Origin of the sequence: Polymorphospora sp. NPDC050346, assembly GCF_040655695.1 — a bacterium.
In the GTDB taxonomy this organism is placed as follows: Bacteria; Actinomycetota; Actinomycetes; order Mycobacteriales; family Micromonosporaceae; genus Polymorphospora; species Polymorphospora lycopeni.
The window spans coordinates 1-11,568 of sequence record NZ_JBFAKM010000048.1 but is presented as its reverse complement, the minus strand read 5'-3'; the positions used below and the strand labels follow the sequence as shown (position 1 = coordinate 11,568).

Here is an 11,568-nt window from a genome sequence, read left to right as displayed (position 1 = left end):
TGCAAGCCTGGCAGATCGCCTGGGGCGGGCACGCGCTGAAGACCGACCCGACCAGCCTGTGGCACTCCAACACCTTCTATCCCGAGCTGTTCACCTTCCGGGCGGCGTACGCGGCGTTCCTCAGCGCCGTACTGAGCCCGCTCGAACCGCGGCCGGTCCAGGCCGAGGCCAGACGCAACCGGTTCCTGCTGGCCCTGCGCCAGATGCACGAGTACGCCGCCACCGGCGGCGACCTGACCGGCGCCCTGACCTCGAACACCGCGCTGACCATGACGCTGGACGCCTGGCACGCGCTGCACATCGACTCCGACGAGCGCATCACCCTCGGCGACGCCGTCGGGGCCCTGTGGCTGCTCGAGCACATGCTGCGGCCGCTGTCGGCGCCGCCGGTCCGCGCCGACCTGGTCCACGCCGCCATGAACGGGCTGAGCGTGCTGGTCGCGATGACCGCCCGGTGGCGGTACGGCACCCCGTCGGTGATGTCCGAGCACGGCATGTACCTGCGCGAGCGCTACCTCGGTTTCCTCGACGAGGACGCGCCGCACGCGGTGAAGGTGCTGTTGCTGAGCTTCTTCCGGGAACTGACCGGGGCCGGCTACCTGATGGTCGACACGCTCGCGCCGCACTCCGTCTACAACCGCCGGTGGCAGTTGCGCAACGGCGCCGACCCGGACCGGATGTCGACCGTCTACAACGGAATCGACGCCGACCGGTTCCGGCCCAGCGCGACCGATCCGGCCGCCCCGACCATCGTCTTCCTCGGCCGGATCGACCCGCTGAAGGACCTGCACACCCTCATCCGGGCGTTCTCCATCGTCCGCGCGAAGATCCCCGACGCCCGGCTGCGGATGTTCGGCGAGGCACCGGCCGACGGCCTCGAATACCTCGACAGCTGCCGGAAGCTGATCGCCGAACTCGGCCTGACCGGCGCGGCGACCCTCGAGGGCCGCGCCGGCGACCCCGCGCAGGCGTACGCCGACGGCAGCATCGTCGCCCTGACCAGCATCTCCGAGGGCTTCCCGTACACCGTGGTCGAGGCGATGGCCTGCGGCCGGCCGGTGGTGGCCACCAACGTCGGCGGGGTCTCCGAGGCGGTCGACCGGACCGGGATGGTGGTGCCGCCGCGCGACCCGGCCGCGGTCGCCCGCGCCTGCGTACACCTGCTGCGCGACCACCAGCTGCGGGCCCGGCTCGGCGCCGACGCCCGCGCCCGGGTGCTGGAGCACTTCACCGTCGACCAGTCGCTCGACGCCTACCGGCGCATCTACCGCGACACGCTGCTGGCGGCCGGCCGATGACCGACACCGCACAGCTCTACTACGACCCGGTGGACCTGCTGGTCGAGCGGATGCGGCCCCGGCTCGGGCGCCCGGTCGACGCGATGCAGGTGGCCGTGGCGCTGGAGTCCGACGGGATCACCGACCGGTCGGCGCAGACCGACTACGGCCAGGCGGACGTGTTCATGCTCGCCGAGGAGGTGTGGCGCCGGCTCGGCCCGGTCCCGGCCCAACGGTCGGCGCGTACGGCCCGCCACGGCGAGGGCCGGGCGCTGCGCGACATCTCGCACGGCCTGCTCTACCTGGCGCCCAGCGCGCTCTTCCCGGTGGCGCTCGCGCTCGTCGGCGGCCGGACCATGGTGGTCGCGCTGCTCGCCGTCGGCGGGCTCGGCTGGGTCTGGGCGTCGTGCTCGGCGTGGCTGGCCTACCGGCTGCTCGGGCGCGGGCTGGACCGCACCTCCGGCCGGCTGCTGCGCGGCGCGGCGCTGGTCGGCCCACCGGTCGCCGCCGGCACCGGACTCGTCGCCTCCCCGGCCGGCGGCTGGCCGCTCGTGCTGCTGGCCGTCGCGATCCTCGCCTACCAGATGGCGGCCACCGTGGCGCTCTTCCACCGCCGCGAGGGCGCGCTGCTCGCGGTGATGGCACCCGGTGTGCTGGCCGGACTCGGGTACGTCGCCGGTGTCGTACCCACCGGGCCGGCGGTGACGGTCGGCGGCACCTCCGTCGTCGCGGCGCTGGCGTGCGCGGTGTGGTGGACCACCCGCCCCGCCCCGGGCCGGCCGCCGGCCTCGGCCCGGCCCGAGCCGTCGTTCCCGCGCGCCGTACGCCCCGAACTGTCCCGGCTGCCGGTCGTGCTGGCGTACGCCGGGCTGTCCGCCGCGTTCCTGCTGCACGCCAACGCGCCGTACCTGTCCGGGGCCGCCGACCTGGCGGTCGCGGCCGCGCCGCTGGTCGCCGGCATGGGGCTGGTCGAGTGGCGGGCCCACACCTTCGGCGGGTACGCCCGCGGGCTGCTGCACCGCACCGGCTACCCCCGCCAGTTCGGCGCCGCGATCTGGCGCCGGCTGATCGCCGAGGTCGTCATCGTCACCGGGCTGCTGTCCGGCCTGGCGATGGTCCTGCTCGCGCTGCTGTCCGCGACCGACCGGCTCACCGACGCCGGGGCGGTGCTGGCCACCGCCCACGTCGCCGTCGGCGCCGCGTACTTCCTCGTCTTCGTCGTCGCCAACCACGCCCGCTACGCGCGGGTCTGCGCGGCGCTCGCGGTGGCCCTCGCCGCGCACTTCACGACACGGCAGATCGGAGCGGGTACCGCCGACCCGCTCCAGGACGCCGTGTTCTTCCTCGGCAGCGCGGTGCTGCTGCAGGTGTCACTCATCGCCGCACTGGGCGGAATCCTCGCCCAGGCCTGGCGATACCGATGATCACGATGGCGGAGGCAACACATGCACGCAGTAATCCTGGCCGGTGGCAAGGGCGTACGGCTGCGACCGTACACGACCGCCCTACCCAAGCCACTGGTCCCGATCGGCGATGACCACGCGGTGCTGGAAATCGTCCTGCACCAGCTCTCCGCCTGCGGGTTCACCTCCGTGACCCTGGCGATCAACCACCTGGGACCGCTGATCAGGGCGTTCGTCGGCGACGGGTCGCGCTGGGGGCTGCACGTCGACTACACCGAGGAACGCGTCCCCCTGTCGACCGTCGGACCGCTGTTCGCCCTGCGCGACCGGCTGCCCGAGAACTTCGTGGTGATGAACGGCGACGTCCTGACCGACCTCGACTTCGCCGACCTGCTGCACACCCACACGCTGTCCGACGGCGCGCTGACCGTGGCGACGGCGGCGCGCAGCGTCGGCATCGACTTCGGCGTCCTCGACCTGCACGACGGCCGGATCGTCGGGTTCACCGAGAAGCCCACCTTCCGCTACCGGGTGAGCATGGGCGTCTACGGCATGTCGCGGCGCACGCTGGCGCCGTACCCGGCCGGGCTGGCCCTCGGTTTCGACCAGCTCGTCCTCGACCTGCTCGCCCGCGACGAGCAGCCGACCAGCTACGACTTCACCGGCTACTGGGTCGACATCGGACAGCCCGAGGACTACGACGAGGCCAACCGCAACTTCGACGAGCTGCGGCCGATCCTGCTGCGGCACCGGCAGGAGGAGAAGGTATGAGCGGGCGCATCGTCGTCTTCGGCGGATCCGGGTTCATCGGGCGGCAGGTGTGCCGGATACTGGCCGCCGACCCGCGGGTCGACGTCGTCGTCCGGCCCGGCCGCGACCGCCTCGACCTGCTCGACGGCACCGTCGACGAGCTGGCCGAACTGCTGCGCGAGACCCGGCCCGACGCGGTCGTCAACTGCACCGGCGCGCTGTCCGGCAGCGGCCACGACCTGGTCCGGGCCAACACCGCGGTGACCGCGAAACTCGTCGAGGCGATCACGCTGGCGACCCCCGGACTCCGGTTCGTCCGGCTCGGCTCCGCCGGCGAGTACGGCCGGGTGCCGCCCGACACGTCGGTCGCCGAGGACGACCCGACCGACCCGGTCAGCGAGTACGGCGTCAGCCACCTCGCGGCGACCCGGCTGCTCGACCTGGCCAGCGCCACCGGCCAGGTCGACGGGATCACGGTGCGGGTGTTCAACCCGATCGGGCCCGGCCTGCACGAGGAGAACATGCTCGGCCGGGCGGCCCGCCTGATCCACGACGCGCGGCGGTCCGGCGCCGGCTCGATCTGCCTCGGACCGCTGTCGGCCCACCGGGACTTCGTCGACGTACGCGACGTCGCCGCCGGGGTCGTCGCCGCGCTGCTCGCCCCCGACCCCGGCGCCCGGGTGTTCAACCTGGCCAGCGGCCGGGCGGTCCGGTCCCGCGAACTGGTCCGGCTGCTGGCCGCGGAGGCCGGCTTCACCGGCGGGATCCAGGAGCGGGCGGCGGCACCGGGCCGGTCGGCGGCCGTCGACTGGATGCGGGGCGACGGCTCGCGGGCGGCCCGGCTGCTCGGCTGGACGCCGGCGTACGAGCTGCCCGACTCGGTCAAGGCCGTCTGGGCCGGGGTGGACGAGCGTTGAGCCGTACGTGGTGGCGGCGGGCGGCGGCCGGTCTGGCCGTCGCCGCCCTGGCCGCGGGCGGGTGCACCGGACCGGACCGCACCCCCGGACCGGTGTCCCCGCCCGGCCCGGTCGAGAGCTGGGTCTACCAGTTGCAGGGCTACCCGGGCGGCCAGCTGACCGAACTGGCCCGCGCCCCGCACAAGCTCGCCGTCATCGACCTGGCCCGCGACGGCCGGGACGACTACTTCACCGCCGACGAGGTGGCGGCGCTGCGCGCCTCGGGCAAGGTGGTGCTGGCGTACTTCGAGATCGGCGCCATCGAGACCTACCGCCCGGAGTATCCGGGCCTGCGCGCCGACGCCGGTGACCTGATCCTCAACCGGTGGCCGGACTGGCCGGAGGAGTTCTTCGTCCGCTACTGGGACGCCCGCTGGTGGGACCGGGTGGTCCGGCCCCGGATCGACCGGGCGGCCGCCGCCGGGTTCGACGGGATCTACCTGGACACGCCGCTGGCGTACGAGGAACTGGACCTGGCGCTGGTGCCCGGCCACAGCCGCGACGACCTGGCCCGCGCGATGGTCGACCTGATCGGGCGGATCAGCGGGCACGCCCGGGCCAGCCGGCCCGGGATGCTGGTCTTCCCGCAGAACTCCCCGGAGCTGCGCGAGTACGACGGCTACCTCGACGCGGTCGACGGCGTCGGCATGGAGGAACTGTTCTTCCGCGCCCCGGACGAGCCCTGCGACGCCGGGTTCTGCGCCAGCAACCTCGACCACGCCGCGGCGCTGCGCGCGGCCGGCAAGACCGTGCTCGCGGTCGACTACGCCAGCCGCGCCGACAACGTCCGGGCCGCCTGTGCGCGGTACCGGGAGACCGGGTTCGCGGGCTATGTCACCACCCGGGGCCTCGACCGGATCAGCGCACCCTGCGCCTGACCGGCCACGAACGAAACCGTCCACCAGAAGGAGATCACGAGTGCCAAGCACCATCGGAGTCGTCGGCATGGGATATGTCGGCCTCACCCTGACCGCCGCGCTGGCCCGCAAGGGCTTCACCGTCCACGGCGCCGACACCGCGCCGGCGGTGGTCAAGTCGCTGTCCAGCGGGCGGCCACACATCTTCGAGCCGGGCGTGCAGGAAGTGCTCGCGCAGACCGTCGGCCGCACCGTCCTGGTCGACACCGAGCTTCCCGCCGGCACCGTCGACGTCGCGGTGATCTGCGTGTCGACCCCGGTCGACGAGCGGACCCACCGGCCCGACCTGACCAACCTGGCCGCCGGGGCGGAGCAGGTGGCCCGCTCGTGCGGCCCGGACACCCTGGTGGTGGTCCGCAGCACGGTGCCGGTCGGCACCAGCCGGGCGGTCGTGCTGCCGGTGCTGCTGCGGGCGTGGGGTCGGGCCCGGCTGGTGATGGCGCCGGAACGCACCATCCAGGGCCAGGCGCTGCGCGAACTGGTCGAGCTGCCGCAGATCGTCGGCGGGCTCGACGACGACAGCCTGCGCGCCGGACTGGAATTCTTCGGCGGGCTGGCGGCCCAACTCGTCCCGGTGTCCAGCCTGGAGGCGGCCGAACTGGTGAAGCTGTCGAACAACTGCCACACCGACCTGATCTACGCGTACGGCAACGAGATCGCGCTGATCGCCGAGCGGCACGGGCTCGACCCGCTGGAGGTGATCCGGGCGGCGAACGTCGACTACCCCCGGCCCGACCTGGCCCGGCCCGGCTACGTCGGCGGCGGCTGCCTCTCCAAGGACCCGTACATCATGATCGACAGTGCCGGTGACCGGGCACCGTACCTGGTCGGGCGGGCCCGCGAACTCAACGAGCACCTGCCGGTGCACGTCGCCGAGCGGGTCGTCGGGCTGATCCGCGAACGGACCGGCACGACCGAGGGCGCCCGGCTGGCGGTGCTCGGCTGGGCGTACAAGGGCTGGCCGGCCACCGACGACATGCGCGGCACCCCGATCGCGACGATGATGCCGGTCTTCGCGGCGGCCGGCCTCACCGTCCTCGGCCACGACCCGCTGGTCACCCCGGACGTGATCCGCCGGTACGGCGGCGAGCCGGTCAGCCTCGACAAGGCGTTCAGCGACTCCGACGCCGTACTCGTGGTCAACGACCACCCCGACTACCGGGCCATCCAGGTCGACTCGGTGCTCGGCGCCGCCCGACCCAAACTGATCTACGACTCGTGGCGCATCCTCGACGAGGCGGCGATCACCGCCGCCGGGGTCGGCTACGCCGGGCTCGGCTACCGGTCGGCGGTGGCACGGTGAGGGCGCTGCTGCTCGGCGGTGCCGGGTTCATCGGCCTGCACCTGGCCCGCCGGCTGGTCCACGACGGCCACCGGGTGACGATCGTCGACGACTTCTCCCGGGGCCGCGACGACCGCGACCTCGCCGGGCTGCGCGACCGGCCCGGCGTCGAGATCATCTCCGGCGACCTGACCCACCCGGCCACCTGGGCGGCGCTGCCGCGCGACGTCGACCAGACCTACCTGCTCGCCGCCGTCGTCGGGGTCCGCAACGTCGAGTCGGACCCGGCCCGGGTGGTGCGCGTCAACAGCCTCGCCGCCCTGCACCTGCTCGACTGGGTCGACGCCGGCAACCGGCTGTTCTTCGCCTCGACCAGCGAGGTGTACGCCGGCGGCGTCGACCTCGGCATCGTGCCGGTGCCGACGGCCGAGGACGTACCGGTCGTGGTCGCCGACCCGCGGGCACCCCGGTTCAGCTACGCCATCAGCAAACTGCTCGGCGAGGCCGCCGTGGTGCACACCGCCCGCGCCAAGGGCTTCCCGGCGGTCGTCGGCCGGTTCCACAACGTGTACGGCCCCCGGATGGGCGCCGACCACGTCATCCCGGAACTGTCCCTGCGGGCGCTGCGCGGCGAGGACCCGTTCCGGGTCTACGGCGCCGACCAGCACCGGGCCTTCTGCCACGTCGACGACGCCGTGGAGGCGATGGTGCGGCTGATGGCCGTACCGCCGACCGGCGAGACGGAGATCGTCCACATCGGCAACGACGCCGAGGAGACCAACATCGGCGACCTGGCGAAGCTGGTGCTGCGTACCGCCGGGGTGGACCCGCGCCTCGACCCGGCACCCGCGCCGGCGGGCGCGGTGGCCCGCCGCTGCCCGGACCTGTCCCGGCTGCGGGCGCTGACCGGCTACGAGCCGGCCGTCACCCTTGAGGAGGGGGTGCGGCGGACCTTCGACTGGTACCGGGAGTTCTGGCCGCGATGACCGGCGGGCCGCTCGCGGTCTACTACGGCGCGGCGGCGGGGTGGGAACGGCTGGCCCGCTACGACCGGGTGGTGCTCCAGCCCGGCTCCTACCCCGCCGAGGAACTCGGGCGGCTGCGGCGATACGGCACGCAGCCGCTCGGGCACCTGTCGCTGTCGGAGGACCACGGGCCGCCGGCGCCCTGGCACCGGCACGACCGGAACCCGGAGTGGGGCGGCCGGTACGTCCACGTCGGCCATCCCGGCTGGATGCAGCACGTCGTCGACCAGGCGCGGGCGATGATGGCCGGCGGCTTCGGCGGGCTGTTCCTCAACTCGCTCAACGTCGAGCTGACGTTTCCCGAGGACCTGCCCCACATGCTGACTCTGATCGCGGCGGTGCGCGAGGAGGCCCGGCCGGACTACCTGCTGGCGAACCGGGGCTTCGCGCTGCTGTCCCGGCTCGCCGACCTGGTCGACGGGGTGCTGTTCGAGTCGTTCTCGGTGGCCTGGGTCGCGTCCGGGTACGCGCCGTGGCCGCCGGCGACCCTGGAGGCACACGCCCGGATCGCCGAGCGGCTGCTCGGCTTCGACCTGGACCTGTACGCCCTCGACTACTGCGACGACGAGGGGCTGGCCGAGTTCGCCCGCCGGCGGGCCCGGCGGTTCGGGCTGCACAGTTTCGTCAGCGACCGGGCCCTGACGCGGTTGTGACCCACCTACCCCCGGGGGTGGCCCTGATCGGGGCCGGCCTGGGGCCGGTGGGGTCGGTGCGGTCCGGCCGGGGCCGGGTGGGACTGGTGCGACCTGGTCGGGGTCGGCCGGGGCCGGTGCTGCCCGGTCGGGGTCGGTGGGGGCCGGCCGGGGACGGCCGGGACGGTGGGTGGCTCGGCGCGGCGCGCCGGACGCGTGGCCGTCAGGGCCGGCAGAGGACCGCGGTCGCGTCGTCGTGCCGCTTGTAGCGCGGCCACACCGTACGGTCCGGGTCGCGGTACTCCAGCTCACGGGTCGCGGCGATGACCGCCTCGGGCCCGCCCGCGTATCCGACGTCGAGCAGTTCCCGCCAGCCCATCGCGCCGAAGTCGGTCACCGCCAGCGCGGCACCGTCGCTGAGCAGCAGCGCACCCCGGCCGGGCGGCATCGTGCCGGTGACCGCGTGCCCGGCTGCGGCCGGGTCGACCTGGGCCACCCAGTAGCCGCCGGGCCGGTTGCGGATGAGCTGCTGGGCACGGACCAGATCCGTGATCGACCCGTTTTCGGCGGCCGCGGCGGCGGACAGCTCGGCGAGATGGTGGTCGGCGCGCCGGTCGGTGACCACGGCCGGTTCGGCCCCGCCGTCGATGACGAGCACGGCGTCGGAGAGCACCAGGTAGTCCCAGGCCGTGGCGGTGGCCCGCAGCACCGCCACGGTCGCGCCCGGAGTGCCCGGATGGGTCAGGTCGCAGCCGTCGTGCAGGGCGGCGACGTCGGCGATCGCACCGGCGAGCGCGTCGGCCAGCGGCCGGTCGGCGACACCGGCGTTGCCGAGCAGCCGGGCGCCGAGCTGGTGCACGTACCAGGGGGTGCCGTGCCGGCAGCCGGTCCCGCCGGCCTCGGACAGGCCGTCGAGCACCACCGCGACACCGGCCGGCGAGGCCGCGGCCCAGTCCTCGTTACGCCCGTCGGGCCGGCCGGACTCGCTGGCGACGCTGGCTCGCACGGCTCTCCCCCGATCGGCTGCCCAGGTCGGTGCCGGCCGCCGGGATCTGGCGTCAGGCGGTCTGGAACGACCGCTTCGACAGTCCCATGAAATAGCCGTCGATGGTGGTGGTAACCGGTTTGTCGGGTTGTTCGGCCGCGCCGAGGGTGACGAACAGCGGCGTGTAGTGCTCGACCGTCGGGTGCGCGTACGGCATTCCCGGCGCCTTGTGCGCGTAGTCGGCCAGCGTCTCGACGTCGCCGCGGGCCAGCGCGTCGGCGGCCCACGCGTCGAAGTCCCGCGACCAGCCCGGCGGCCCCGCGGTGCCGTCGACGTCGGCGCGGCGCAGGAACGGCAACCCGTGCGTCATGAATCCCGAGCCGACGACGAGCACCCCCTCGTCGCGCAGCGGCCGCAGCCGCCGGCCGAGTTCGAGCAGCCGGTGCGGGTCGTGGGTGGGCAGGCTCAACTGGAGTACGGGCACGTCGCCGTCGGGGTACATCACCTTCAGCGGCACCCACGCCCCGTGGTCGAGCCCCCGCCCGCGATGCTCGTGCACCGGCTCGGTGTCGGGCATCGCGGCGGCCACCCGCCTGGCCAGCGCGGTCGCGTCCGGCGTGGCGTACGTCATCTCGTAGTAGCGGCGGGCGAAGCCGCCGAAGTCGTAGACGAGCGGGGTGCCGGCGGCGGAACTGGACAGGCTCAGCGGGGCCGACTCCCAGTGTGCGCTGACGATGAGGATCGCCTTCGGCTTCGGCAGCCGGTGCGCCCAACCGAAGAGCTGCGCCATCCATTCGGTGTCCTCGAACAGCGGCGGGGCGCCGTGGCTGAGGTAGAGCGTGGGCAGCGGGCCGTCGGCCGGGGTCCAGGTGTGCTGGGCACGGCTGGCCGGGACCGCGGCGGCCAGGTGCCGGTCGAGCGGGTAGGTGACCACCCGTCCACGATAGCCCCATCTAATTGAACCTTCAACTTCCACTTTGATCCCCGTGATCAGGGATTGGGTCGCGCGTGTCGTCGGCGCGTCGGGCCGCGAGCTCCCTCATCACCGGGATCTTGTACGGCGCCGGGTACGTGGCCCGCCGCGATCTCGGGTCCCGCCGATGACGCGACCCGCCATTGTTCTCCGGCCCCACCCGTGAACGCGGCCCGCCGGGTCGCACCCGTGAACGCCGTCCCGCCGGGTCCCACCCGCGGACGCGGCTCGCCGTGTTGACCTGTGGAACCCGTGGACTCGGCCGGCCGTGTTGACGGGTGGGACCCGTAGACGCTGCCCGGCGTGTTGACGGGTCCCGCCGCAGACGCCGTGTATGCGCGCGCCCGAGGGGTAGTCGATATCCCATGACCGCCGATCTGTCCGCCGCGCGCCCGTATCTGAAGGGGCTGGAGTTTCCGGCCAGCCGCCAGGAGATGATCCGCTACGCCCTACGCAACGGAGCCGACCACCCGGTCCTCGACCTGCTGCGCACGCTGCCGGACACGGACTACAAGACCTCCAGCGAGTTCACCGATCTGCCCGACCACCCGTGACCCGCTGCGGCGTTCGCCCGCCCAGTGGCCGCCGGCGGCCCCGCCGCCATGATCATTTGCAGTTCAGACACGCCTGCTACGGCGTGGCGAGCGCCTGAACCGCGAACGATCGAGCCCGCCCAGCGGAGGGTGCGTCTTCGCGGGTCGCCGACCTGACAAGGAGACGTTGATCTGGGCGGGAGAGACCTTACCCGGGGTGGATAAGGTCTCTCCCGCCCAGATCAACAGCAACGGCTGGCTGCAGAACCGTCAATTGAACGACCTCGTTGCCACGTTGTTGCCACGTTCCGCCTCGTCCGGGCCGAGCAGTCCGACGCGAATGGCCTCGCACATGTTCGTCCGGTGACCGCGTGCGAGCCGCGGATCTAGAACGTTTGTTGTCACCGGGGCGACAACAAACGTTCTACATCGGCCGGAGTAAGCGGTCGGCGGAGTGCCCGACGGTACGAACGGACCAGGCCCAGCCGCGTCCCACCGCATAGCCGCGCAGTCGTCCCACCCACAGTCGTCCCACCGCGCAGCCGCGCAGTCGTCCCACCGCGCAGCCGTACAGCCTGGCAGCTGTACGGCCGGGCAACTGTGCAGCCGCCCCGCAAGCAGCCGCCCCAAGGCGCTCGACGCACTCGCCGCGCTCGAGCACCGTCCCGCTCGCCGCGCTCGAACGCGTCCCGCTCGACGCACTCGACGCACCGTCGAACTCGACGCACCGTCGCGCCCGAGGGTCTGTGGATTTAACGGTGTTTCCGGCCTGACCTGCCAGGCGTTGTGCCTGGTGAGGAGGGTGCCGTGATGACCGCGACACTGAACGACCAGA

The 11,568-nt window shown here is 73.4% G+C and carries 11 protein-coding genes; 9 read left to right on the top strand and 2 right to left on the bottom strand.

Going from position 1 to position 11,568, the window contains the following annotated elements:
- The 8 genes from pelF to AB0I42_RS32710 form a co-directional block, all read left to right on the top strand.
- The coding region (pelF, locus tag AB0I42_RS32745) for a GT4 family glycosyltransferase PelF (protein WP_357543575.1) at positions 1-1,298 on the top strand (1,298 nt) is incomplete at its 5' end.
- Positions 1,295-2,701, top strand: a complete 1,407-nt coding sequence (locus AB0I42_RS32740; RefSeq protein ID WP_357543573.1) for a hypothetical protein — start codon at positions 1,295-1,297, stop codon at positions 2,699-2,701. The genes pelF and AB0I42_RS32740, both read left to right, overlap by 4 nt.
- Before the next feature lie 21 nt (positions 2,702-2,722).
- Complete coding sequence (locus AB0I42_RS32735; protein ID WP_357543571.1) at positions 2,723-3,451, top strand: nucleotidyltransferase family protein; 729 nt, start codon at positions 2,723-2,725, stop codon at positions 3,449-3,451.
- Entirely contained in the window at positions 3,448-4,347 is a 900-nt protein-coding gene (locus AB0I42_RS32730) for an NAD-dependent epimerase/dehydratase family protein (protein WP_357543569.1), read from the top strand. The genes AB0I42_RS32735 and AB0I42_RS32730 overlap by 4 nt, the downstream gene beginning before the upstream one ends.
- On the top strand, positions 4,344-5,264 hold the full coding sequence (locus AB0I42_RS32725; protein WP_357543567.1) for an endo alpha-1,4 polygalactosaminidase: 921 nt from the start codon (positions 4,344-4,346) through the stop codon (positions 5,262-5,264). The genes AB0I42_RS32730 and AB0I42_RS32725 overlap by 4 nt, the downstream gene beginning before the upstream one ends.
- Before the next feature lie 40 nt (positions 5,265-5,304).
- Positions 5,305-6,606: a nucleotide sugar dehydrogenase gene (locus AB0I42_RS32720; RefSeq protein WP_357543565.1), complete on the top strand. Its 1,302-nt coding sequence runs from the start codon at positions 5,305-5,307 to the stop codon at positions 6,604-6,606.
- Positions 6,603-7,571: an NAD-dependent epimerase/dehydratase family protein gene (locus tag AB0I42_RS32715; protein ID WP_357543563.1), complete on the top strand. Its 969-nt coding sequence runs from the start codon at positions 6,603-6,605 to the stop codon at positions 7,569-7,571. The genes AB0I42_RS32720 and AB0I42_RS32715 overlap by 4 nt, the downstream gene beginning before the upstream one ends.
- Complete coding sequence (locus AB0I42_RS32710) at positions 7,568-8,263, top strand: hypothetical protein (protein WP_357543561.1); 696 nt, start codon at positions 7,568-7,570, stop codon at positions 8,261-8,263. Before AB0I42_RS32715 ends, AB0I42_RS32710 begins: the two co-directional genes overlap by 4 nt.
- A gap of 202 nt (positions 8,264-8,465) precedes the next feature.
- On the opposite strand, the gene AB0I42_RS32705 is transcribed toward AB0I42_RS32710, so the two are convergent.
- Positions 8,466-9,248, bottom strand: a complete 783-nt coding sequence (locus AB0I42_RS32705) for a hypothetical protein (RefSeq protein ID WP_357543559.1) — start codon at positions 9,246-9,248, stop codon at positions 8,466-8,468.
- Between the two features lie 52 nt (positions 9,249-9,300).
- Complete coding sequence (locus tag AB0I42_RS32700; protein ID WP_357543557.1) at positions 9,301-10,161, bottom strand: class III extradiol ring-cleavage dioxygenase; 861 nt, start codon at positions 10,159-10,161, stop codon at positions 9,301-9,303.
- A 404-nt stretch (positions 10,162-10,565) separates the two neighbouring features.
- On the opposite strand from AB0I42_RS32700, the gene AB0I42_RS32695 reads away from it, so the two are divergent.
- Complete coding sequence (locus AB0I42_RS32695; protein WP_357543555.1) at positions 10,566-10,754, top strand: DUF2795 domain-containing protein; 189 nt, start codon at positions 10,566-10,568, stop codon at positions 10,752-10,754.
- The last annotated feature ends 814 nt before the right edge of the window (positions 10,755-11,568 follow it).

What these genes read in the sequence shown, in the direction of transcription:
- AB0I42_RS32740 (WP_357543573.1), top strand. Translation starts at nt 1,295, where the DNA reads ATGACCGACACCGCACAGCTCTACTACGACCCGGTGGACCTGCTGGTC.
- AB0I42_RS32735 (WP_357543571.1), top strand. Translation starts at nt 2,723, where the DNA reads ATGCACGCAGTAATCCTGGCCGGTGGCAAGGGCGTACGGCTGCGACCG.
- AB0I42_RS32730 (WP_357543569.1), top strand. Translation starts at nt 3,448, where the DNA reads ATGAGCGGGCGCATCGTCGTCTTCGGCGGATCCGGGTTCATCGGGCGG.
- AB0I42_RS32710 (WP_357543561.1), top strand. Translation starts at nt 7,568, where the DNA reads ATGACCGGCGGGCCGCTCGCGGTCTACTACGGCGCGGCGGCGGGGTGG.
- AB0I42_RS32695 (WP_357543555.1), top strand. Translation starts at nt 10,566, where the DNA reads ATGACCGCCGATCTGTCCGCCGCGCGCCCGTATCTGAAGGGGCTGGAG.